This window comes from Novosphingobium sp. BL-S-21 (assembly GCF_055521655.1).
In genome coordinates, this window is the sequence record NZ_CM145496.1 from 1972809 (window position 1) to 1996985 (window position 24177).

The window sequence follows — 24177 nt, forward strand, 5'->3', positions numbered from 1 at the left end:
GGCTGCTCCGGCCCTTTTTCATGCCTGCTCTGTCTGAAGATCCGACGCGGGCGGATGACGGCGGCACGCGAGAATATCCTTTTCGGGAATTTTCCCGAAAGGCTGTCAGATCCCACCCGGGAACATTGCCAGCAGCTTGCCCAGTCGGTCGTGCACCAGCCGTTCCTGCTGCGGATCGCTTTCGCCAAGGCGCACGATGGTGAGCAGCTGGTCGGGGGAGCCGATCACGTATTGGCCATATTCGCCCACGCAGGCGAAAACGTTGCCGGGCGCCATGCCCGGGAACAGCACTTCCTCGCCCCCTGCCCCGGCTTTCGCCTTGGCCTTGTTGAGCCAGACCCCGGCGCCATAGCCGGGATTGCGCGGCGAGGATTCCAGCATGAACTGCACCCAGCGGCGCGGCAGGATCTGCGCGCCCTGGATCGAGCCGGTATGGCGCAGGAATTCGCCCAGCTTCGCCCAGTCGCGCGCCGAGGCATGGACCATGGCCGAGCCGACCATCGTACCCGCACGGTCGAAGCCCGCAGTGGCCGAATCCATCCCGATCGGGGCGAAGACGCGGTTGCGCAGATAGTCGTTCACGGCCTTGCGGCGCCGATCGGGGTTGCGATCGGACGAAAGCACGCGCGCGGCCAGGTCGGAGAGAATGACCGAGGTTGCCGCGCTGTCCACGAACCGCGCGCCCGCCGGGGCTTCCAGGGGCTGGGCCTCGGCATAGGCCGCCATGTCGTCACGCCCGTCGAGATAGAGCATCCGCATCCGGTCGGACTGCCGGGCCGGACCGCCGGTGGCCGATGCGGCCGTTTCGGAATGGCGCAGGCCCGAGCGCATCTGCAAAAGCTGCTTGAGCGTGATCTCGCCGCGCGGATCGCCCGGGCGCTGCCATGCAGGGATAGGGGCCGATTCGGCGAGGCGCAGCCGTCCGTCGCTGACGAGCTGCCCGACCATCAGCGCCGTGACGCATTGGCCCATGCCCAGCCCGTCCAGCCGGGTGTCCGGCTTGACCCCGGCGCCATAGCGCTCTGCGATCACGGAGCCGCGCTTCATCACCACCAGTGCCTGGGTACGGCCGAGATCCTCGTCGAACAGTCCGTCGATGGCGCGGCCGAAGGCGGCGCGCGGCGCGCCGCCATCGTCCTTGATCGCCGCCTGCGATTCCGCGCTCGGCGGCGGCGGCCCCTGCTGCGCATCCTGTCCACAGCCGGCAAGCGCGCTCAGCGCCAGGGCTGGCAGGACGGAAAGGGCAAGGATAAGGGGGGGACGGCGCACCGGCATGACGCGCGGTGTGATGTGCGAGGCGCAGGAATATGGCAACAGGCACGAGGTACACGACCGGGGAAAGCCCCCCAGGAGATGGGCCTGCTGCAAACGGGCCTGCCGATAACGGCCCCTCCGGAAGCACCCATCGCAGCCGCCAGCCCTCGCGCTGGATCCGCAATTCCCTGCTGCTGGCCCTGCTGGCGCTGGTGCTGGTCATGGCGATGTCGTGGCGCGGCCTACGCGAACAGGCGCTTGTCGGCACTTCCTACGGCGCCCGCGTCGCCTGCGCCTGCCGCTTCGTCTCGCAGCAGGACCTGGGCACCTGCAAGGGGCAGATCGCCATCGCCGGGCTGGGCCGCACCGCGTCGCTGATGATGCTTTCCGAAGATGCCGAGAATCGCTCGGTCAAGGCCAGCGTCCCGTTGCTGGCCAGCCAGACCGCCACGTTCGCACCCGATCGCGGATGCCAGCTCGAACCCTGGGCCAACTGACGGGCCACGGCGCTTCTCACATCAGGCGCCGGGCCCCCTTACGTACCTTCAGTCCAGCGGAACGGCGGACTCGGTCCCCTCGATCCAGCCGCCGCCCACCACCCGGTCGCCGGCATAGATCACCGCCGCCTGCCCCGGCGCAACGCCATATTCGGGGTTCGCGAAACGGATCGTGACGGCCGCACCGCCGCCGAAGTCGCCTTCGAGCGTGATCGGCACCGGCTTCGCCAGCGAGCGCACCTTGGCCGTCAGCGGCGCATCGGGAAGCGGGCCGATACGGTTGGTCTCGGTGACGAGGGCGGCGGCAACGCCCAGCAGCGCGCGCGGGCCGACCAGGACGCGGCGTCCCGGCGCATCGATGCGCACGACATAGAGCGGTTCGGGCTGGCCGCCGATCTCCAGCCCCCGGCGCTGGCCGACGGTGTAGTGGATGATGCCGCGATGCGTGCCCAGCACTTCGCCGGTGAGCGCATGAACGATCTCGCCCGGCGCTTCACCCTCCGGACGGACGGCGCGCACGATCTTGGCATAATCGCCATCCGGCACGAAGCAGATGTCCTGGCTGTCCGGCTTGTCGGCAACGCGCAGACCTGCCGCTTCGGCCAGGCGGCGGGTTTCGCTCTTCGGCAACCCGCCCAGCGGGAAGCGCAGGAAGTCCAGCTGCGCCTCGGTGGTTCCGTAAAGGAAGTAGCTCTGGTCGCGCGCGGGATCGAAGGCGCGGTGCAGCTCCGACCCGGCCGGTCCCTCGACGCGGCGCACGTAGTGGCCGGTGGCAAGGCAGTCGGCCCCGAGGTCACGGGCCATCGTCAGCAGGTCGGTGAACTTCGGACCCATGTTGCAGCGGATGCAGGGGATCGGCGTGCGCCCGGCCATGTAGTCGTCGGCGAAGCGCTCCACCACTTCCTCGCGGAAGGCGCTCTCATGGTCGAACACATAGTGGGCAATGCCCAGGCGGTCGGCCACGGCGCGGGCGTCGCGGATGTCGTCGCCGGCGCAGCAGGCGCCCTTGCGGCCGGTCGCGGCGCCGTAGTCGTAGAGCTGGAGCGTCACGCCGATGGTTTCGGCGCCGGTGGCTGCGGCCAGCGCGGCCACGACGGAACTGTCGACACCGCCTGACATGGCGACGACGATGCGGCGGGCCGAAAGCGGCGCAGGCAGCTGGAACAGGGCGGCGGGGTCGAGGCCGGCCACCAGTCCTTCAAGATCGGAAAGGGCGGTCATGCGCCGCCCCATACAGCCGAACGCGCCGGATTCCTACCTTTGACGATGGAGGGCCGGCCAGACACCCGCTTTCATCCCGTCGGCCACGGCGGGGCCTTCGCCCGGTCAAGGATCATGGCGCTCGGTTAAAGGTCATGGCGAAGCCGGTGTTAAGAATATTTAACAAAAGGTAAGTCCGGCCTTTACTCTCCCTTGACCAAGCGCCGTTACAAGCGATCGACATGAACATCGCTCATGATCATGAAACCTGCAAAGCGGGGCATGCGTCGGGTCGCGACAGCGAGGAGTTCATGCCGGTCCGTTTTCCAATCGACTGGTTTTCCTTGCGTTCCCGGCTCTTCGCCGCGCACGATCTGCGTGCGGCGTTTGCCGAGACGTCCGCCTCGCCGCGCCTCCACCGCTTCGGCAGTTTCGCCGGGTCGGTCGCTTATGTGATTCATACATATGCGACAGTCTCAAGAACTGTTAACCCAAATGCTTCAGGCAATCGCAAGCCAGCGCAGGCCAAGGTCCTTTCCGTCGCCGGCAATCCAAGCACCGGCGTACGAGGGTGATGATGATCGAAAACCAGAAAATCCGTCCTGCCCAGGTAATCGGGCCGCTCGGCGAGCCGTTGACGCTGGAATCGCTGCCCCCGGCGAACACCACCCGCTGGGTCGTGCGTCGCAAGGCGGAAGTCGTGGCGGCCGTGAACGGCGGCCTGCTGTCGATCGACGAGGTCTGCGATCGCTACCAGCTCACGCTCGAGGAATTCGCGTCCTGGCAGCGTGCCGTGGACCGTTCGGGAATGCAGGGCCTGCGCGTCACGCGTATTCAGCATTACCGCGATCTGTACGAGCGCCAGCAGAAGTATTGAGCGCACTACCTATTTGGTCCCCAAAGGACCTGAAAGCGGCGGCGGACCTCGGTTCGTCGCCGTTTTTCGTATATCTCCGGGCAATTCTCGAAAGATAGCAGGGGCCTGACCGCCGGATACTGTCGTCGACGCTGGTCGATCCGGGTCGGCGACACGGCGACTGCTGATTGCCACCCGTCCGCCGCAGGTATATGTCGTTTCGCAGGAAATTTGGCCGTCGCAGCGGCGTGGACCGACGTGTCCGCGCTCCGGCGGCAGATCGTGCCTTCCGGCCACCCCAGGGGCGACATCGCTTTCGCGGGGCAAGGGCATCCGGACGAGGCATTCGGGACTGGGGGCAATCGCAATTTTTGCGGTGACACGATGAATTACGACAGCAGGATCGACGTGACGGAGAACGAGGGGTTGGCGGCCACCGGAAGCGGACTGGGCGGCAATCCGCTCGACAGCGACAATGAGCAGGACCGCGCATCGCGCCGCTGGTGGCTGATCGCCATCGTTGCCGCGATCGTGCTGGCCACCGGGATATGGTTCGCCGTGCGCGGCGGCGAAAAGACCGAAAAGGCCGGCGCCGCGGACATCCAGATGCCTGCGGTCACCGTCGTCGTGCCGGGCCGTGCCTCCGTCGAAGGCGAGATCACCGCCACCGGCTCGCTGGCGGCACGCCGCCCGATGCCGGTCGGTTCGGTCGGCGAAGGCGGCCAGGTCCGTTCGGTTCTGGTCGAACCGGGCGACTGGGTTTCCCAGGGCCAGGTCCTCGCCGTCATCGATCGCTCGGTCCAGTCGCAGCAGCAGGCCAGCCAGTCCGCGCAGATCGCGGTGGCCCAGGCCGATGCCCGCCTGGCCCAGGCCAATCTCGACCGCGCCCTCAAGCTTGTCGACCGCGGCTTCATCTCCGCCGCCGATGTCGACCGCCTCACTGCGACGCGCGATTCGGCCAATGCCCAGGTCAAGGTCGCGCGCGCCACGCTGGGCCAGCTCCAGGCGCAGACCGCCCGCCTCAACATCGTCGCGCCGGCTTCAGGCCTCGTGCTCGAACGCAATGTCGAACTGGGCCAGGTCGTGGGCGGCGGCAGCTCGGTGCTGTTCCGCCTTGCCAAGGGCGGCGAAATGGAACTGCTCGCCCAGATGAGCGAGGATGACCTTGCGCGCATGAAAGTGGGCGTGGAAGCCACGGTGACGCCTACCGGCAGCAACCAGAGCTTCACCGGCCAGGTATGGCAGATCGCCCCGGTGATCGACGCCACCAACCGCCAAGGCATCGCCCGCATCGCCCTCGCCTACAATTCCGCCCTGCGTCCCGGCGGCTTCGCCAGCGCCGTGATCAACAGCGGCCAGACGGTGGCCCCGGTGCTGCCCGAATCCGCGATCCAGAACGACGACAAGGGCGCCTTCGTCTATGTCGTCGATGCCAAGGACGTGGTCCACCGCCGCGCCGTGCAGACCGGCATCGTCACCGCACGGGGCATCACCGTGAAGCAGGGCCTCGACGGCAGCGAGAAGGTCGTGCTGCGTGCCGGCGGCTTCCTCAACGAGGGCGACAAGGTCAAGCCGCGCCTGACCGCCGCCGCCAAACCGAACGCGGGCGAGTAAATACGCGATGAGCCTTCGCAATATCTCGGCCTGGTCGATCCGCAATCCGATCATTCCGATCGTCTTCTTCATCGGCGTGATGATCGCCGGCGTGGTCTCGTTCATGCGCATGGACGTGAACAACATGCCGGACGTCGAATTCCCCGGCGTCCACGTCATGATCTCGCAGCCGGGCGCCGCCCCGACCGAGATCGAGACGCAGATCACCCAGATCATCGAGGGCGCCGTGCGCTCCGTGCCGGGAATCGAGGAAATCCAGTCGACCGCCTCCGAAGGCACCTCGACCACGCTGGTCTTCTTCACGGTCGGCACCGATCCCGATGTCGCGACCAACCAGGTCAAGAATGCGGTCGATCAGGTTCGCGGCCAGTTGCCCGACGGCATTCTCGAGCCGATGGTCACCAAGATCGAGGCCAATGGCGACAATCTCGCCTATTACGCCGTCAGCGCCGACGACATGACGATGGAGCAGCTCAGCTGGTTCGTCGACGACACGATCTCCAAGACCCTGCTCTCGATCGAAGGCCTGGCCTCGGTAGAGCGCAACGGCGGCGTCGATCGCGAGATCCGCGTCGTCGTCGATCCCGAGCGCCTGATCGCGCTGGGTCTCACCGCCAACGACATCAACGGCGTGCTGCGCCAGGTCAATACCGACGCGGCGGGCGGCCAGGCGGAAATCGCCGGCTCGCGCCAGTCGGTTCGCGTGCTCGGCAATGCCCAGGACGCCTTCCAGCTTTCGCAGACCCGCATCAACGTGGGCGGCGGCCGGCAGGTCAAGCTGTCCGACATCGCCAAGGTCTACGACGGCTATTCCGAGCAGACCCGCATCGCCAAGCTGCGCGGCCGCGAAGTGGTGACTTTCGGCTTCACCCGCGCCCTCGGGGCCTCTGACGTCGCCGTCTACGACGGGGCCGAGAAGGCGCTGGACAAGATCCGCAAGGAAAACCCGAACATCCACATCACGCGGCTGTTCTCCGACGTGGACTACACCAAGGGGCAGTACACCAGTTCGATGGAGGCGCTGGTCGAAGGCGCCGTCCTGGCCATCGTCATCGTCTATCTGTTCCTGCGCGACTGGCGGGCGACGATGATTTCCGCCATCGCCATCCCGCTCTCCGCGATTCCGACCTTCTGGTTCATGGACATGCTGGGCTTCACGCTCAACTTCCTCTCGCTGCTGGCACTCAGCCTGGTGGCGGGTGTGCTGGTCGACGATGCGATCGTGGAGATCGAGAACATCGTGCGCCACATGCGCATGGGTAAATCCGCCTACCAGGCCTCGATCGACGCGGCGGACGAGATCGGCCTGGCCGTCGTCGCCACCACCTTCTCGATCGTCGCGGTGTTCCTTCCGGTCGGCCTGATGCCCGGCATCCCCGGCCAGTTCTTCAAGGCTTTCGGCCTGACGGTCGTGGCCGCGGTGCTGATGAGCCTTGCCGTCGCGCGCCTTATCACGCCGATGGTCGCGGCATACTTCCTCAAGGCGCACGGCCATGCCGAACATGGCGGCGGGCGGGCGATGGACTTCTATCTGAAGATCCTGGCCTGGACGCTCGATTCCAGCGAAGCGCACCGGCTGAAGGCACGCCTCGTCAAGAGCCGGGCGCGCTGGTGGTACTATGTGGTCGCCGCCGTGGCGGTCATCGCCATCCTGGCGGGCGGTCTCTTCGCCGCGTCCCTGCTCTTCATGGGCGTCAAGGCAGTCCTGACCAAGGCCGGTCTCGACAAGGCCGCCCTGGTGCTGGCGGCGGTCGTCGCACCGCTTGCCGTCCCGGTCGTGATCTTCCTGCTCGGAGCGGGCATGAAGATCCTGCTGGGCGCGATCGGCCGCTTCGGCGTGTGGTATCGCTACTTCTCGGACCGTTTCGCGGCCCGCATGCGCGACCACCGGTTCTACGCCTTCTGCGCGGGTATCTACGCGCTGGTGCTGACGTTCGCCCTGCTCGCCGGCCTGCCCTCGCAGTTCCAGCCGAACACCAATAACGACACCAGCACGGTCAATCTCGAGATGGTGCCCGGCACCACCATCGAACAGACCGCCGCCGTGGCCGACAAGGTCACCCGCCTGCTGGAAAGCCAGCCCGAAGTGCAGCACATCCTGGAAGCCTCGCGCGAGGGCAAGGGATCGCTCTACATCGCGCTCAAGCCTGCCGACCAGCGCAAGGCGACCAGCATCGAATTCGAACGCCGCATGGCGCCGCAGCTTCAGGACATCCCCGATGCCCGCGTGACTTTCGCCACGCAGTCGGGTGGCTTCGGCAGCGGCCGCGACATTTCGGTCATGCTTTCGGGAAGCGATTCAGAACTGCTGCGCAAGACGGCGCAGAAGCTGGCCGACCAGATGCGCACCATCCCCGGCGTCATCGCCCCGCGCATCGCCGCCGATCTTCAGCGCCCCGAACTGGTCGTGGTGCCCCGGCTCGACCTTGCGGCACAGCTCGGCGTGACCACGGCCGCGCTCAGCCAGACCATCCGCATCGCCACCCTCGGCGAAATCGACCAGAACGCCGCCAAGTTCTCGCTGAGCGACCGTCAGGTGCCGATCCGCGTGATCCTGGCCCGCGCCTCGCGCCGGGATTTCTCGACGATCGAGAATCTTCCGGTCACCACGGCCAGCGGCGGTTCCGTGCCGCTCAAGCGCGTGGCGGAAATCCGCTTCGGCGCCGGGCCCACCCAGATCCAGCGCTACAACCAGTCGCGCCGCATCTTCGTGGGTGCCGACCTCGGCGAGGGCCAGGTCAAGGGCCCGATCATGGAGCAGATCCAGAAGCTGCCGATCATGAAGGACCTTCCGACCGGCGTCTCCAACGCCCCCGTCGGCGAGGACAAGTGGCAGGCGGAGATGGTGAACAGCTTCGTCATCGCCGTCATCAGCGGCATCTTCCTGGTCTTCGCGGTCCTGGTGCTGCTCTACCGCCGTTTCGTCTCGCCGCTGGTGAACATGGCCTCGCTGCTGCTCGCCCCGCTTGGCGGTCTGCTGGCGCTGGTGATCGTCGGCCAGCCGATCTCGATGCCGGTCTACATCGGCATCCTGATGCTGCTGGGCATCGTCGCCAAGAACTCCATCCTGCTGATCGACTTCGCGATCGAGGAAATGGAAAAGGGCGTAGACAAGCTCACGGCGATCATGGACGCGGGGCACAAGCGGGCCCAGCCCATCATCATGACCACCGTCGCGATGACGGCGGGCATGGTGCCCACCGCGATCTCGCTCTCGGGTGACGCCGCCTGGCGCGCGCCGATGGGCATCACCGTGATCGGCGGCCTGCTGCTCTCGACCATGCTCACCCTGGTGATCGTTCCGGCCGCCTTCAGCCTCGCAGACGGTTTCGAAAAGCGCCTCGGCCCCTGGCTGCGCCGCAAGCTGCTCACGTACGAGCCGCATCATGCACACGAAACCGCCCATGGTGCCGTGCCCATGCCTCAGCCGATCGCGGCGGAATAAGGGATAGGGAGGAACATTGCCGGCCCCCAAGCGTAGCATCCCCGTGGCACGGCAAGACTTTTTCCAGCCGGGTCCGGTCCCTGGCGATCGGGCCCGCCGCATGCGGATGTTCGCGGGCGGCCTGCTGCTGTTCATGGCGGCGGCTTTCGTCGTGCTCCGCCGCGTGGCCGTATTCCATCCGGAATGGAGCGTGCCGCTCGGCTACGCGATTTCCTTCACCGAAGCGGCGATGGTAGGCGGACTGGCCGACTGGTTCGCGGTCACGGCCCTGTTCCGCCATCCGCTCGGCCTGCCGATCCCCCACACCGCCATCATCCCGGTCAACAAGGATCGCATCGCCGATTCGATGGCGACTTTCCTGCGCGACAATTTCCTGACGCCCCAAGTCGTGGCCCGCCGCCTGCGCGGCTTCAACCTCGCTGCCGCAGCCGGGGGTTTCCTGGCCGATCCGGCCCGCGACGAGCAGTCCCGCATTCGCGCGGGCGCCGCCAACCTGCTGGGCGACGTGCTCGAATCGCTCGATCCCGAACAGATGGGCGGCATGGTCAAGGCCGGCCTGCGGCGGCAGATCGAGAAGATCGACGCTGCCCCCCTGCTCGGCCAGATGCTCTCCAACGCCATTGCCGACAGGCGACACCTCCCGGTCCTGGAAAGCCTGCTGCGCAAGATCGGTGAAGCGATCGAGGCGAACGAGCCGATGATCCGCGAGATGATCCACCAGCGCGCCAATACCGTCATGCGCTGGACCGGGCTCGACGAGCGGCTGGCCAATGGCGTGCTCGATGGGGCCTATCGCCTGCTCGCCGAAGTGATTGTCCAGCCCGACCATCCCCTGCGCGCCCGCATCGACGAGGCGCTCGCCAAGCTGGCCGACGACCTCCTGCATCGGCCCGAGACCCGCGCCAAGGTCGAGCGCATCAAAGGGGAACTGCTGGACAACCCGGCCATGGCATCGTGGCTCGACGGCATGTGGGAACGCGCGCGCGAGGCCTTGCTCAAGGCCGTGCGCAATCCCGATCAGGCGCTCGCCGGTGCGCTCGGCGAAAGCCTTGCCCAACTCGGCCAGGCTCTGGGCGAAGACCCGCGGCTGCAGTACATGGTCAATCGCTTCGCACGCCGCACGCTCGTAGGCGTCGTATCGCGTTATGGGGGAGAGATCGTGAGGCTGGTGTCGGAAACCGTAAAGCGCTGGGATGCGCGCACCGTGACGGACCGGATCGAAGGCGCCGTGGGCCGCGATCTGCAGTTCATCCGGATCAACGGTACGCTGGTCGGCGGCCTGTTCGGCGTCTGCATCCACGTTGTGGACCGGTTCCTGTGAGCGTCGCAGCGCTGGATGGCCCGGTTCTCGTGACCGAGCGCTTCGAACTCTGGAAACCGCAGGCGAGCGATCTCGGCGACATGATTCGCTTGATTGCCGACGAGGAGACCCGCACTTTCCTGGGCCAGGCGCAGCCGGAGCCCAAAGGCGTGTTCGAAAGGCTGGAACGCAACGCCGGATCCTGGTCGCTGCGCGGCTACGGCACTTTCCCGGTGCGCCGGCGCGGCGGCGATGAGATCGTCGCGAATTGCGGGGTCTTCCACTCCTGGCGCGGCTTCGGCAAGGGCATGGACGACGTCCCCGAAGCAGGCTGGATCGTGCGCCGCGACCATTGGGGCCAGGGCCTCGCCAAGGAAGTCATGCGCGCCGCCCTCGAATGGTTCGACAAGACCCACGGCCAGCGCCGCATCGCCTGCATGATCGAAGAGGGCAACCGAGCCTCAGAGCGCGTCGCCGCCGCCCTGGGCTTCGTCGCCTATGGCAGCCACGACCTTGGCGACGGCGACAAGTCGGTCATCGTGAACCTGCTGGAGCGTGGCGCGGATTAACGCGCTTCGGCTGGTTCCTCAGGATTTGTAGACGATCACCGTGGTGTAATAGGAAGCCGTTGCGCGGCCATCCTTATCTCTGGCAGGCGTAAAGCGCGCGTCCCTGAGTATGATGCCACAGGCCCGTACCTTGAAATCGGTGTTATCGAACGCCTGCCAGGTATCGCAGTTCTTGGGCATGCCCTGCTCATCGACAATCACGAGGACATTAACCCTGGCCTCCTTGTTCTGAGCGAGCAAATCCGACGGGTATGACGCCTGGATTTTTTGTGCCCAGGTCCGGATATTTTCCGTCTTTGCGCGTGAACTCAGACTGGCCTGAACCGCAGGATCCAGTCCCCATCCTTTGACCAGATTGTCCGTGCACTGGCGAAGGCTGTCGAGCGCCTTCTTCATCGGTCCCGTATTCAAAACGAGCTTGCGATAGGTGGTCGTCAGTGCGATCCGGTCCAGCTGTGCCTCGAAGGGCACATCGGGATAGGCGCGAACCTCGCGACTTTCCTCATCGCTGTCGTCTCCGTCCTTTACGGCCATCTCTCCGGAAAAGATCAGCGCCGGCCCATACTCGGCGATGCGGCCGACCTGGTATCTGCGAATTTCGATCGGTGAGCCCGTCCCATAGGCAATAGAGAAACTCTTGGGCGGCTGCAGTTGCGACATGGCCTTGCCGGCTATCGTCATTTCGAAATGATAGCTGGGGGTATAGGTCCGCATGCTCAGCCAAAGCGGGGCGTCCGCCGTTCCGAACTTGCGTGCCAAAACACAGCTGTGATCGGCCCAATCAACCAGCCAGTTCGACGAGCCCTTCAGCGAGACTTCCTTGACTTTCGTCATCCCTGGGACCGGAGCAAGAGCCATCCCGATCATGGCCAGGGCAGAAAGATAACCAGCAGGAGGCATTGGGTAACTCGCTTCTACAATCCGAAAGCTCGATGGCGTTCAGTCCACGCCCGACAACACAGAGAGTCATGACGCTGCCACTCGCCGGGCCTGCACGTCGATTAGTCGTTCTTCCCGAATGTGGCGAGCACAGACCAGCGGCTGAAAAAAGAAAACCCCGGCCGTTTCCGACCGGGGTTTTCGGTATTCCCATTATTTAACCGCTCAGAGCTTACCGGTGAGTTCCGGCACGGCGGTGAACAGGTCCGCGACGAGGCCGACGTCGGCGACCTGGAAGATCGGGGCGTCCTCGTCCTTGTTGATGGCGATGATGGTCTTGGAGTCCTTCATGCCCGCAAGGTGCTGGATTGCGCCCGAGATGCCGACGGCGATGTAGACTTCGGGCGCCACGATCTTGCCGGTCTGGCCGACCTGGTAGTCGTTGGGCACATAGCCCGCATCGACCGCGGCGCGCGATGCGCCGACGGCAGCGCCGAGTTTGTCGGCCAGCGGCATGATGACCTGCTCGAAGGTTTCCGAATCCTTCAGCGCGCGGCCGCCCGAGACGATCACCTTGGCGCTCGTCAGTTCCGGACGCTCGGACTTGGCGAGTTCGGCACCCACGAAGCTCGAAAGCCCTGCGTCACCGGCACCGGCAACGTCCTCGACGGCAGCCGAACCACCCTCGGCAGCGGCCTTCTCGAAAGCGGTGCCGCGCACGGTGATGACCAGCTTGGCATCGCTCGATTCGACGGTGGCGATGGCGTTGCCGGCATAGATCGGGCGCGTGAAGGTCTTCTCGCCTTCGACCGAGAGGATGTCCGACAGCTGCATCACGTCGAGCAGCGCGGCGACGCGCGGGGCGACGTTCTTGCCGGTGGTGGTGGCGGGCGCCAGGAACGCGTCGTGGTGGCCCATGAGGTCCACGATCAGCGGCGCGATGTTCTCGGCCAGCGCGTGTTCGTAAGCGGCGTTGTCGGCCAGATGCACCTTGGCGACGCCGGCGATCCTGGCAGCGGCCTCCGCAGCGGCGCGGCAGTTCGCACCGGCAACCAGCAGGTGCACTTCACCCAGCTTGGCAGCGGCGGTGACGGTGTGGAGCGTCGCGTCCTTGACCGACGCGTTGTCGTGTTCGACCCAAACGAGCGTCTTCATCTTAGGCGACTCCCAGTTCCTTGAGCTTTGCAACCAGCGCGTCGACATCGGCAACCTTGACGCCGGCGACACGCACCGGCGGCTCCGAGACCTTCAGGGTCTTGAGGCGCGGGGCGATGTCGACGCCGTAATCGGCGGCGGTCTTCACATCGAGCTGCTTCTTCTTCGCCTTCATGATGTTGGGCAGCGAAGCGTAGCGCGGCTCGTTGAGGCGCAGGTCGGTGGTGACGATCGCGGGCAGCGACAGCTTCACGGTCTCCAGACCGCCATCGACTTCGCGGGTCACGGCAACGTGATCGCCCTCAATCTCGACCTTGCTGGCGAACGTGCCCTGCGGGCGGCCCAGCAGCGCGGCGAGCATCTGGCCGGTCTGGTTCGAATCGTCGTCGATCGCCTGCTTGCCCAGGATCACGAGGCCGGGATTCTCTTCGGCGACAATCGCCTTGAGGATCTTGGCGACGGCCAGCGGTTCCACTTCCGTATCGGCCTCGATCAGGATCGCGCGGTCGGCGCCCATCGCAAGCGCAGTGCGTAGCGTATCCTGCGCCTTGGCCGGGCCGACCGAGACGGCGACGATCTCTTCCGCCTTGCCCGCTTCCTTGATGCGGATGGCTTCTTCGACCGCGATCTCGTCAAACGGGTTCATGCTCATCTTGACGTTGGCCAGGTCAACACCCGTGCCATCCGCCTTCACGCGGGGCTTCACGTTATAGTCGATCACCCGCTTTACGGGCACGAGGATCTTCATCTGATCGGGTCCTCTCAGTTTCAGGCACGGCGTGTTTAGCCGCTCGATTAAATCCACTCAAGGCCCGCCTAATAGGCAATTGACGTAAGCGTCAAGACCTGCCGCAGCGAGATGAGCCCAGCGTGGGCTACAAAGCGCGCCATATCGCAAATCCGCGAGATTGCGCATCGCCCCGGCAGAAATCGGAGGCCCAGAATTACTATGAAGCCGAAAAGGCCGGCTTCCTGCGCGCTTCAAACGCAAACGGCGGGGGTCCGGAAACCCCCGCCGCTGCATTATCCATCACGGGATCGTGCAAGATCCAAGAAACGGGGCCCTGTCAGGCGACGTTCTTGACCTCTGCCACGATCTTCTTGGCGGCATCGCCCAGATCGTTGGCGGGGACGATCGGCAGGCCGGAGTTGGCCAGGATGTCCTTGCCCTGCTGGACGTTGGTGCCTTCGAGGCGAACGACGAGGGGAACCGAAAGGTTCACTTCCTTCGCGGCGGCAACGATGCCGTCGGCGATGACGTCGCACTTCATGATGCCGCCGAAGATGTTGACGAGGATGCCCTTCACGTTCGGATCGCGCAGAATGATCTTGAACGCCGCGGTCACCTTTTCCTTGGTGGCGCCGCCGCCAACGTCAAGGAAGTTGGCCGGGAACGAACCGTTGAGCTTGATGATGTCCATCGTCGCCATGGCGAGGCCGGCACCGTTGACCATGCAGCCGATGTCGCCATCGAGCTTGATGTAGGCCAGGTCGTACTTCGAGGCTTCGACTTCCGCCGGATCTTCCTCGGTCTCGTCGCGCAGGGCCTGCACGTCGGGGTGACGGTAGAGCGCGTTCGAATCGAAGCTCATCTTGGTGTCGAGGACGAGCAGGTTGCCGTCCTTGGTTTCCACCAGCGGGTTGATTTCGAGCATGTCGCAATCGAGCGCGACGAAGGCCTCGTAAAGCTGCTTGGCGATCTTCTGCGCCTGCTTATTGAGGTCGCCGGTCAGCTTGAGGGCGAAGGCAACGGCACGGCCGTGGTGCGGCTGGAAGCCGGCGGCGGTGTCGATGGTGACAGTGGTGATCTTCTCGGGGGTGTTGTGAGCAACATCCTCGATGTCCATGCCGCCCTCGGTCGAGACGATCATGGCGACGCGGCTGGAAGCGCGGTCGACGACCATCGAGAGGTAGTATTCGCTGGCGATGTCGACGCCGTCGGTGACGTAGAGGCGGTTCACCTGCTTGCCGGCATCACCCGTCTGCACGGTGACGAGGGTGTTGCCGAGCATTTCCTGGGCGAAGGCTTCGACTTCCTCGACCGACTTGGCAAGACGCACGCCGCCCTTGGCGTCGGCGCCGAGTTCCTTGAACTTGCCCTTGCCGCGGCCGCCGGCATGAATCTGGGCTTTCACGACATAGAGCGGTCCGGGGAGCTGCTTGGCAGCTGCAACCGCTTCCTCGACGGTGAGGGCGGCAATGCCGGCCGGAATGCCGACGCCGTACTTCGCGAGCAGTTCCTTCGCCTGGTATTCGTGAATGTTCATCGCTGAAATCGCTTTCTGCTGGAGTGTCCGAGGAAAGGAGTTGTCCAAAAGCGCGGGAGGGACCCCGAACTTGATCCCGGCCGCATAAGCACATCCCTGCGCGCTTGAAAAGTCCCGTTCCCTGCGCAATGGGATCGCGCGAGCACTCAGATCGCCCGAATAACGAGAACGACTCGCGCATGATCGATCGCGACAGACTGGAAGCCATTGTCCGTGAAGCGGGCCGGATCGCCATGGCCGGCTGGCCCGGCGACGGCCACGTCCTGGAACATTGGGAAAAAACCCCCGGCAGCCCGGTGAGCGTCGCCGACATCGAGGTGGATTCCTTCCTCAAGCGGGAATTGTCCGGCTTGCTGCCCTCGGCCGGGTGGCTCTCGGAAGAGACGGTGGATTCGCCGGCACGACAGGGACACGAGCTTGTCTGGCTGGTGGACCCGATCGACGGGACCCGCGATTTCATCGCCGGCCGCACCGGTTGGGCGGTGTCCGTGGCGCTGGTCAATACGCGGCGCCCGCTGATCGGCTTGCTCCATGCACCGGCCCGGGCGCGCGAGGCCGGGGGCGAGTTCTGGTATGGCGAGGCCGGCAAGGGAAGCTGGCGAAACGGCGAACGCCTGCGGGCCAGCCACCGCGCAGCCCTGGCCGGTGCGCGGGTTCCGGCAAAGAAGCTGGCACCCGAGGATGCCGATCTCGTCCTGGTGGACCAGCCGAACTCCATCGCCCTGCGAATGGCGATGGTCGCGGCCGACGAGGCGGATCTCCTGACGACCCTGCGATGGGGCTACGAATGGGACATCGCCGCCGCCGGGCTGATCGCGCGCGAAGCGGGGGCCTCCGTCACTGACGCTTTCGGCAAGCCGCTCAACTACAACAAGCACGACCCTCGCGCTTTCGGGGTGATGGTAAGCTCTCCGGCGATTCACGAGGCGGCGGTGGAGCGGCTGGCCGACCGCGCGCGTCGCTACTCGGCGTAGTCTTTCGGGCCGGAGCCGGTGCCGGGCGCCCGCATGTAAAAAGGGGCCGGACCTTGCGGCCGACCCCTTCCCCGATCCCGCTTTCGCGGAAATCCCTTATCAGTGCGCGGCGGCAGCTTCGTCCTGCGTGACCGGCGTGATCTTGATTTCGACGCGGCGATTCTTGGCGCGTCCTTCCGGGGTGGTGTTGTCCGCCACGGGGTAGTTCTTGCCCATGCCCTGGGTCTGGATGCGCGACGAGGCCACGCGGCGCATGATCAGGTAGCGTGCCACCGAATCGGCGCGGCGCTTGGACAAATCGAGGTTGTAGGTGTCGGACCCGGTCGAATCGGTGTGGCCGTAAACGTCGATCAGGCTGTCCGGATACTTCGTCATGCTCTGCGCCACGTTGTCGAGCGCGGCCTGGAACGAGGGGCTGATCTCGGTGGAATTGACCGCGAAAGTCACGTCCGGCAGGTTCACCAGGATGCCGTCTCCCTCCTGGGTGACGTCGATGCCCGAACCGGCGGTGTCTTCCTTCAGCTCCTTGATCTGCTTGTCCATCTGGTAGCCGACGACACCGCCGGCCACGCCGCCAATGCCGGCGCCGACGATGCGGGCGGTCTTGCCGCCGATCACGCTGCCCAGGAGGTAGCCGAGGCCGGCGCCGCCAGCGCCGCCGATGGCCGTGCGCGACACCTTCTTCTCACCCGTGTTCGGATCGGTGACGCAGGCCGAAACCGCGACAAGCGAAAGCGCGGCAAGGGCGGAGGTCATCAGGCGTGATTTCTTCATGGTCTTCCCTCCTGTTCAGAAACACTTCCAGGCACGTCTGTGTTATAGTGCACATGAATAACAGATGGCTGATCCCGGCGAAACGATCACTGTCCGCTTGGGTTCCCGCCCGCGTCGGTTCCATCGTTTCTGTCCAAGCGGTGTTTCCCGCCCGTGACGATTATGTCCAAGCGCAACACGCGCTTCGCACTTGCGGCGATTTCTGCTAGCGCTGAGGTACTGTGACACCATTTCCCTGGACCGACCTCCTCATCATCGCCGGCCTGATCCTGCTCAACGGCCTGTTTTCCATGTCCGAGCTGGCCATCGTGTCCGCACGCTCCGCGCGGCTGAAAGTCTCCGCCGACAAGGGCAGCGGCGCCGCGCGCACCGCGCTCGAACTGGCGGCGGACCCCGGCAAGTTCCTCAGCACCGTTCAGATCGGCATCACCCTGATCGGCATCATCGCCGGCGCCTATTCGGGTGCCAGCCTGGGCGGCCCGGTGGGCGAACGGCTTGCCGCGATGGGCGTTCCGGCGCGCTTCGCGGGCGAAGCCGGCTTCACCTTGGTCATCATCGCCACCACGTTCGCCAGCCTCGTCGTGGGCGAACTGGTGCCCAAGCAGCTGGCGCTGCGCATGGCCGAGCCGGTCGCCATCGTCATGGCCCGGCCCATGGCCTGGCTGGCCCGGATCATGGCACCCTTCGTGTGGCTGCTGGACAAGTCCTCGGGCCTGATCCTGCGCCTCTTCTCCATCCGCGGCGGCGGCCAGGAACAGCTCACCGCCGAGGAACTCCAGATGATCTTCGCCGAAGCGACCCGTTCGGGCGTGATCGAGGAGGAAGAGCGCGCGATGATGACCGGCGTCATGCGCCTGGCCGAACGGCCGGTTCGCGAACTGATGACGCCGCGCAACCAGATCGACTGGATCGACGTCAACGCCAGCGAGGAAGCGCTGCGCGCCAAGATCGAATCCTCGCCGCATTCGATGCTGCCGGTGGCCGAGGAAGGCTCGCCCGACAATATCGTGGGTATCCTCAAGGTGCGCGAGGCCCTGGCCGCGCTCGTCGAGGGGCGCCCGGTCGCGATTGCCGCGATGATGAAAAAGGCCGAGGTGATTCCGGACCAGCTCGACGCCATGGACGCCTTGCGCAAGCTGCAGTTGGCGGAAGTGACGATGGCGGTGGTCCATGACGAATACGGCCATCTCGAAGGCCTGGTCACCACGTCCGACATGCTGGCCGCGCTTGCCGGTACATTCGTGGGCCACCAGGACGAGGGCGACGAGCCGATGGTCGTGGAGCGCGAGGACGGTTCGTTGCTCGTTTCCGGCGCGATGCCGGCCGACGCCCTGGCCGATCGCCTGGCCATGACCCTGCCCGACGACCGCGAATATGCGACCGCCGCCGGCTACATCCTGGCCGCGCTCAAGAAAGTCCCGCGCGAGGGCGAGTTCTTCGCCGACCGCGGCTGGCGCTTCGAGGTCGTCGACATGGACGGCCTGAAGATCGACAAGATACTCGTCTCCCGCATCGACGAGGATGGCGGCGCCGATGGAGTTGCCGGAGAGGCATAAGGAAAAGGGGCCCCGTGCCAAAGGCAGGGGGCCCCTTTTCGATGAATTGAAAGGCCGGCCCCCATGTCATCGCATGGGGGCCGGCCTTTTTCGTTCGCGGATCAGCTGGCGCGGCGGACGGCACCCTTGTGCGTGCCGACGGTCTTGCCGCCACGCGGACGGAAGCTGCGCTTGCGCTCGCCTTCCTCGCCACCATGCTCGCGGCGATCGCCACGCGGTGCATCGCTGCGCGGACGATCGTCGCGGCGACGCTCGTCACCGCGGCGCTCGGTACGCTCGCCCTGGGGACGGTCGCCCTGGGGGCGGTCACCATGCGGACGATCACCATGCGGACGGTCGCGGCGGTCACCGCGCGGCTGCTGGCTGCGGTTGCCACCACGGCCACCGTCGCGGCGGCCTTCGCCCGGACGACCACGACCGTTGCCCTGCGGTGCGGCCGGAGCCTGGCGCGAGGGCGCGGGAAGGCGCGCAGCCTGCTTCTGGAAGTCCTCGGGCAGGCTGAGAGCGGCCAGCTTGACGCGGGTCAGCTTCTCGATGTCGCGGATATAGGGCTTCTCGTCCGGCGCGACGTAGCTGATCGCAACGCCATCGGCGCCGGCGCGCGCGGTGCGGCCGATGCGGTGGACGTACTGTTCGGCAACGTTCGGGATTTCGAAGTTGTAGACGTGGCTCACGCCGCTGACGTCGATGCCGCGGGCGGCGATGTCAGTGGCCACGAGCACGCGCACGGTACCCTGGCGGAAGCCGCCGAGCGCGGCGGTGCGCTGGGCCTGGCTCTTGTTGCCATGGATCGCAGCGGCAGGAATGCCGGCCGCGACGAGATGGCGGACCACGCGGTCGGCGCCGTGCTTGGTGCGGGTGAAGACCAGTGCGCGGTCGATCGCGCCGTGCTCGGCCTTCTCGGCTGCGTCTTCGGCCAGGCCGTCACGCAGGCTGATGGTCAGCAGCGCCTGCTTTTCGGCCTGGTTGATAAAGGTGGCATACTGCTCGACGCGCTCGGCCGTGGTCGACTGCGGGGCGACTTCGACCTTCACCGGGTTGTTGATGAACTGCTTGCCCAGTTCGGCGATCGCCTGCGGCATGGTGGCCGAGAAGAACAGGCTCTGGCGCTGCTTGGGCAGAAGGTTCGCGACCCGCTTCAGCGGAACGATGAAGCCGAGGTCCATCATCTGGTCGGCTTCGTCGAGCACGAAGATCTCGACATGGCGCAGCGTCAAGGCGCGGCTGTCGATCAGGTCGAGCAGGCGGCCGGGGGTGGCGACGAGAATGTCGGTGCCGCGCTCGAGCGCACGGGCCTGCTTGCCGGCAGGCACGCCGCCGAAGATGCACTGGACCGAGAGGTTCAGGAACTTGGCATAGCCGCGCATGTTCTCGGCGATCTGGGCCGCGAGTTCGCGGGTCGGCGAGAGCACGAGCATGCGGCAGCCGGCATTGGTGCGCGGCTTGGGGTCGTTCGCCAGGCGGTGGAGCGAAGGCAGCGAGAACGCGGCGGTCTTGCCGGTGCCGGTCTGCGCGATGCCGAGGATGTCACGACCTTCGAGAAGCGCGGGAATGGCCTGGCGCTGAATCGGCGAAGGATCGGTGTAGCCCTTGGCCGCGAGCGCACGGAGGATCGGCTCGGCCAGACCAAGTTCGGAAAAATAGGACATGTGTCACTTTCACAAGGTGCGGGGCACGCGGAAGGTACTTGGCCCGCGCACACAGCAAGGTGTCGTTACGGGCGACCCTGCGTGAAGAAGGAAGCTGGTTCAAAGGGACAACCGCTCGTCCGGGCCGGTCCGCATCGGGACCTCACGCTGCTCACGGATTGCGGCAGGGAAGAACCCTACGCGCCGGTTGTCGGGGTGCATTTAGTGCATGTTTCGGGAAAACGCAAGATAATTGCTTTACTGCCTCTTCGCCGGTCCCGACCGCGGCCCCGGCCCCGCGCCGATAGCGCGGTACAGGGGCCTTAGCTGGTGAACAGCGCCTTGCGGATCACCGCGTGAACGCCGTAATTGCCATTGACGATCTGCGACACCCCGAAGTCGACGCCGACCGACAACAGCGAGATCGCCTCGTCCTCGGTCAGCTGCTTGGCCGTCATCAGGAAACGGCGGGCCTTGCGGAAGGCGTCGCGCATGGCGGCGTCGATCGAGGATTGCTTGTAGACTTCGCTCTGCGCATCGTCGCCCAGTTCCTTCAGGTAGTTCGGGTGGCTGAAGCCCATCACCACCCACTCGGTCTCTGTCTCGATCAGCGGATAGTCGACATCCCTGAGCTGCTCCATCAGCCCCGCCGCCTTGTGGTGGATCACCTGGACAAGCCCGGTCATCGAACATTCGATGGCCGTGCCGCACAGCTCGCTGTCCCCCTGCGACGCATGGGGATCGCCCAGGGACAGCAGCGCACCGGGCACCTGCACCGGCAGGAACACCCGCGCGCCCGGCCCGGTCCGCCAATTGTCGAGATTGCCGCCGAAACTGGCCGGAGGCACCGAATCGACGAGGCCGTTATAGGCAGGCGCCACCGCGATCACGCCGAAATGCGGGCGGATCGGAATCTCGACATTGCGCAGAACGTCGTAATTGCGCTCGATGGAGGCGGGATCGACCGGGACTCCAGGATAGTCGTAGCGCGCATGAGTCACGCCCGAGGGGTCCACCTGCGGCGTCCAGCGATAGGAGTAGACCGCGTGCGCGGTCGGCAGGCGGCCTCCTGCGGCTTCCACTTCGTAGATCGTCACGACCTCGCGCATCTTCGGCTCGGTCAGCAGGTCGTTATAGTGGAAGCCCCAATAAGTGGCCGCGTTGGAGCCGAAGCATTTGCCGGCAAAGCGCGGATTGCCGCTGGGGCGGGGCTTGAGGTCCAGTATCCGCACTTCGACGAGATCGCCGGGCATGGCTTCCTCGATGTGGATCGGCCCGGTGCAGATGTGCACGCCGAAGCCCTCGCCCGGACCGCGGCCGACCGCGCTGGCATCCATCGGCCCTGCCCCGCGCCGGTCCACGGCCTTGCCGGTCTCGTCCCAGCGGTAGACGCTCTCTACCCCCGGATCCCCCTCCACCATGCGCTCATGATCGTCGTTGGCATGGTGAGTCAGGGCCTCGATCGTCACGAAATCGCCCGAGCGGATGTGCAGCGCGGGTTTCAGGTCCTTGCTGAGATAGCCCCAGTGAATGGTCTCGGGCGTGGCAGGCAAGTGATGGTGGCGCGAAATGCCGGTATCGCCCAGCAGCGCCGGCCCCATCGGCGCTTCCGCCAGCCCGGCGGCCTCCTCGCCCTCTCCCGTCAGTTCCGGCTCGCTCTCCATCGTCTCGACTCGCGCGGCCCGCTCCTTGCGGCCGGGGCGACCGCGGCGCAGCAGCTCGACCGCCTCCTGCTCCTGCGGCGGCGCCTTGCGGTATTCGCGGGGCGAAATGCCGTACTGCTCGCGGAAAGCGCGGGAGAACGAGGCGCTGTCGTTGAAACCCCATTCGAACAGGATGTCCGAAATCGACTTCTGGACGTGCAGCGGGCTGCGCAAGTCGAGCCGGCAACGTTCGAGCCTGCGCACTTTCACATAGTGCCCGAAGCTGTCGTTGATCGATTCGAACAGCTTCTGGAGATAGCGCGGCGAAATCCCGTGCTCGGCGGCAACCTGCTGATAGCTCAGCTCGGGGTCGGAGAGGCGAATCTCGATGGTCTGGAAGATCCGCTCCAGCAGCGCAGCGCGCATGCCCGCGGCGCCGCCCATGGCCTTGGCGGGGGCGTTGTCGAGCAGGCTGGTGACGAGGAATTCGGGAAAGGCCAGCTCGATCGGTCGGGCCTGGTCGGTGGTGATGTCCGAGATCGTGTCCGCCAGCGAGCGCAACATGCCCGAGAACACCCGCGCCGTGCCGCTTTCCGTTGCGATCTTGCGCGGCGGGCCGCTGATCGGGGTCTTGAGCCGGGCGCTGAGTTCGCTGTGCGGCACCTGCACGATCAGGCTGCGATTGTCTCCCGAGAACGAGAGGTGCACCGGGCTGTCGCCCCGGCCGCAGATCATCTCGCCGTCGGAAAGGCGCAGTTCCTGTTCGGAATCGCGCACGGTGGCGGTGCCGTCCAAAACAAGGGCCAGCCAATAAGTGGCAGGGCGATCGCGAAAGTCGATGGTCCAGGACTGGGGCGTGCCGGTGACGCGAATGAAATCGATGCCGGTGCTGGCGCGGAACTGGATCAGTTCGCCGTAGAGGGCGGCGTCGTCCGCCTCGTCCAGCGTCAGCGAAAGCCGCTTGAGCGCAAAACGCCAGGCGTCGCGCCTTTGCTCCTTGGGATAGACATTCGTCGTTATACGCAAGCGGAAACCACCTAGAAGCGGGTGGCACCCTTCCCTGTCGGGCGACCAATTTCGGGGGCTTTGGCGACCTTTATGACAAAGGTCTATCGGCCGCCGCCCCCCTCGGCAAGAGTGCGCGAAAGAGCTATTCGAAGGGAGTCTCATTCCCGTACACGCTGGTGCCTCCCGCCGCAGCGGGCGCCTCGCCGCGGCCGCAGACGGCCAGCATGGTGAGGGCATAGACAAGCGCGCTGGAGGCCATGTCCGCCGGCGTCGGCCGCCAGCGCGGCATGCCGGTGGTGACGGCTGGCACCCGGTGCATGTTGAACACGTTGTGGTCGCGCCACATGCTGGAGAACACCGGGTGCGCCGGCTCCAGCGCCGTGCCGCGCGCCAGCCGCGTGGCGGCATCCACCGCACCGACCAGCGGCGCCACTTCGGAAGGCCGCGCCTCGAATCCGTGGCGCACGACCATGGGCTCCACGTCGAAGTCCTGCACGTCCACGCCGCGCATGGCCTCCATGATGCCGTGATAGGCATCGGCCGCCTTCTGGCGCGGGTTGAGCGAGACGTCGATGTAGAGCGCGCAGACTTCCGTGCCCGCGCCGAAGTCTATCGGCATGCCGCCGCGAACCGAGGCGATCTGGACCTTGGGGTGGATCGCGCCGCTGGCGGTTTCCATGATGGAATCGGCCTCGAACTTCAGGCCCCAGGCGTGGAGCGCCTCGATCACCGCGCCAAGGCGGTAGATCGGGTTGGGATGCGCGCGGGGGTCGGCGGGAGCGTCGAGGATCGGGGAGAACACGCCCTGCCCGAATATCCGCACGCGGTAGAGCGCATAGCCGCAGCCCTGCCAGGTCAGCCCGAAGTCCGTGCCTTCCGCGGCAATGACATAGTCCGGCGCGACGCCGCCGTGGTGGAACAGGTAATGCGCGCCGATGTCCTTGCCGTTCCAGCCGATGCCGGAAAACTCCTCGATCGGCTCGGGGCCGATCTCTCCCGGGCAGGCGGTGAGCCAGGTCTTGCCGGAAAGGCCGATCCCCGCCTTCTTCAGCGCCTTGGCGGCGATCAGGAAGCAGGACATCGGGCCGCGATCGTTGCTGATCGGGTAGCCGCGAAGTCGGCCGTCCTCGTCCAGCCAGCACTGCGTCCATTCGGGATCGGCCAGGGTGGAATCGCGGTAGCGGAACTTGTCGTGCTCAGGCAGGCCGCTGGGCGATTCGGTGTCGAGGTGAGCGGTGAACAGCAGGTTCGCCCCGCGTCCCCCTCCCCTGGCCGATCCGCCGTACTCGCCGATCACGTTGGGACGTTCCGGCGTGGCCCCGACCTTGCGGGGGTTGAAGCCCTCCTTCGCCATCCAGCCGTGGACGAACTCGGCCGCCGCCAGTTCCTCGCGCGATCGGCTGGGGATGTTGCCAAGGGTGAGCGCCAGTTCGACCAGCTCGTCGCTGTCGATGGCGGCGGCGATGGCGGCGCGTTCCGCCTCGCTCACGGCGTAAGGCGCCTTGGCGGGATCGGCGAAAGTCGGGACGGGATCGGGCATGTCGGCCAAAGTCGGGGC

At 66.0% G+C, this 24177-nt stretch carries 19 protein-coding genes; 9 read left to right on the forward strand and 10 right to left on the reverse strand.

The annotated features are described in order from the left end of the window. Positions 1-105: 105 nt before the first annotated feature. Positions 106-1275 carry a serine hydrolase domain-containing protein gene (locus ACZ1J6_RS17785; RefSeq protein WP_465127651.1) on the reverse strand — a complete coding sequence of 390 codons (1170 nt, stop codon included), beginning with the start codon at positions 1273-1275 and terminating at the stop codon, positions 106-108. A 32-nt stretch (positions 1276-1307) separates the two neighbouring features. On the opposite strand from ACZ1J6_RS17785, the gene ACZ1J6_RS17790 reads away from it, so the two are divergent. Beyond that, a complete protein-coding gene (locus ACZ1J6_RS17790) occupies positions 1308-1751 on the forward strand; it encodes a hypothetical protein (protein ID WP_314467728.1) in 444 nt (147 codons plus the stop codon). Positions 1752-1799: 48 nt separating this feature from the next. Here ACZ1J6_RS17790 and mnmA read toward each other — a convergent pair whose 3' ends face one another. After that, entirely contained in the window at positions 1800-2972 is a 1173-nt protein-coding gene (gene mnmA, locus ACZ1J6_RS17795; protein WP_134094791.1) for a tRNA 2-thiouridine(34) synthase MnmA, read from the reverse strand. 221 nt (positions 2973-3193) lie between these two features. Between mnmA and ACZ1J6_RS17800 the strand changes: the two genes are divergently transcribed. The 6 genes from ACZ1J6_RS17800 (at position 3194) to ACZ1J6_RS17825 (ending at position 10735) form a co-directional block, all read left to right on the forward strand. Then, entirely contained in the window at positions 3194-3526 is a 333-nt protein-coding gene (locus ACZ1J6_RS17800) for a hypothetical protein (RefSeq protein ID WP_132264388.1), read from the forward strand. Positions 3527-3528: 2 nt separating this feature from the next. After that, complete coding sequence (gene sciP / locus ACZ1J6_RS17805) at positions 3529-3828, forward strand: CtrA inhibitor SciP (protein ID WP_031342751.1); 300 nt, start codon at positions 3529-3531, stop codon at positions 3826-3828. Positions 3829-4191: 363 nt separating this feature from the next. Then, the gene (locus ACZ1J6_RS17810; protein WP_132265272.1) at positions 4192-5421 is read left to right on the forward strand and encodes an efflux RND transporter periplasmic adaptor subunit; all 1230 of its coding nucleotides are present in this window, start codon (positions 4192-4194) and stop codon (positions 5419-5421) included. 7 nt (positions 5422-5428) lie between these two features. Then, on the forward strand, positions 5429-8866 hold the full coding sequence (locus ACZ1J6_RS17815; protein ID WP_465127652.1) for an efflux RND transporter permease subunit: 3438 nt from the start codon (positions 5429-5431) through the stop codon (positions 8864-8866). 100 nt (positions 8867-8966) lie between these two features. After that, positions 8967-10187, forward strand: coding sequence for a DUF445 domain-containing protein (locus tag ACZ1J6_RS17820; protein ID WP_465127653.1), 1221 nt, complete (start codon positions 8967-8969; stop codon positions 10185-10187). Further along, positions 10184-10735 carry a GNAT family N-acetyltransferase gene (locus ACZ1J6_RS17825; protein ID WP_465127654.1) on the forward strand — a complete coding sequence of 184 codons (552 nt, stop codon included), beginning with the start codon at positions 10184-10186 and terminating at the stop codon, positions 10733-10735. The genes ACZ1J6_RS17820 and ACZ1J6_RS17825 overlap by 4 nt, the downstream gene beginning before the upstream one ends. Positions 10736-10753: 18 nt before the next feature. Here ACZ1J6_RS17825 and ACZ1J6_RS17830 read toward each other — a convergent pair whose 3' ends face one another. From ACZ1J6_RS17830 to sucC, 4 genes are all read right to left on the reverse strand, one after another. Continuing rightward, complete coding sequence (locus tag ACZ1J6_RS17830; RefSeq protein ID WP_431566973.1) at positions 10754-11569, reverse strand: energy transducer TonB; 816 nt, start codon at positions 11567-11569, stop codon at positions 10754-10756. Between the two features lie 270 nt (positions 11570-11839). Then, positions 11840-12769 (reverse strand): electron transfer flavoprotein subunit alpha/FixB family protein, encoded by a 930-nt coding sequence (locus ACZ1J6_RS17835; RefSeq protein WP_465127655.1) that lies wholly within the window; start codon positions 12767-12769, stop codon positions 11840-11842. A 1-nt stretch (position 12770) separates the two neighbouring features. After that, a complete protein-coding gene (locus ACZ1J6_RS17840; RefSeq protein WP_465127656.1) occupies positions 12771-13517 on the reverse strand; it encodes an electron transfer flavoprotein subunit beta/FixA family protein in 747 nt (248 codons plus the stop codon). Between the two features lie 319 nt (positions 13518-13836). Continuing rightward, positions 13837-15036: an ADP-forming succinate--CoA ligase subunit beta gene (gene sucC, locus ACZ1J6_RS17845; protein WP_134094797.1), complete on the reverse strand. Its 1200-nt coding sequence runs from the start codon at positions 15034-15036 to the stop codon at positions 13837-13839. Positions 15037-15215: 179 nt separating this feature from the next. Between sucC and ACZ1J6_RS17850 the strand changes: the two genes are divergently transcribed. Continuing rightward, complete coding sequence (locus tag ACZ1J6_RS17850) at positions 15216-16010, forward strand: 3'(2'),5'-bisphosphate nucleotidase CysQ (RefSeq protein ID WP_132264376.1); 795 nt, start codon at positions 15216-15218, stop codon at positions 16008-16010. Between the two features lie 99 nt (positions 16011-16109). Here the strand turns inward: ACZ1J6_RS17850 and ACZ1J6_RS17855 are convergent, their stop codons facing one another. After that, a complete protein-coding gene (locus tag ACZ1J6_RS17855; RefSeq protein ID WP_132264374.1) occupies positions 16110-16784 on the reverse strand; it encodes a YiaD family glycine zipper/OmpA-like lipoprotein in 675 nt (224 codons plus the stop codon). Between the two features lie 221 nt (positions 16785-17005). Between ACZ1J6_RS17855 and ACZ1J6_RS17860 the strand changes: the two genes are divergently transcribed. Further along, on the forward strand, positions 17006-18340 hold the full coding sequence (locus ACZ1J6_RS17860) for a hemolysin family protein (RefSeq protein ID WP_134094799.1): 1335 nt from the start codon (positions 17006-17008) through the stop codon (positions 18338-18340). Between the two features lie 101 nt (positions 18341-18441). On the opposite strand, the gene ACZ1J6_RS17865 is transcribed toward ACZ1J6_RS17860, so the two are convergent. The 3 genes from ACZ1J6_RS17865 to ACZ1J6_RS17875 form a co-directional block, all read right to left on the reverse strand. Then, positions 18442-19989, reverse strand: a complete 1548-nt coding sequence (locus tag ACZ1J6_RS17865) for a DEAD/DEAH box helicase (protein WP_314467740.1) — start codon at positions 19987-19989, stop codon at positions 18442-18444. 302 nt (positions 19990-20291) lie between these two features. After that, positions 20292-22637 (reverse strand): acetamidase/formamidase family protein, encoded by a 2346-nt coding sequence (locus ACZ1J6_RS17870; RefSeq protein ID WP_465127657.1) that lies wholly within the window; start codon positions 22635-22637, stop codon positions 20292-20294. Between the two features lie 124 nt (positions 22638-22761). After that, positions 22762-24159, reverse strand: a complete 1398-nt coding sequence (locus ACZ1J6_RS17875) for a zinc-binding metallopeptidase family protein (protein ID WP_465128263.1) — start codon at positions 24157-24159, stop codon at positions 22762-22764. Positions 24160-24177: the final 18 nt, after the last annotated feature.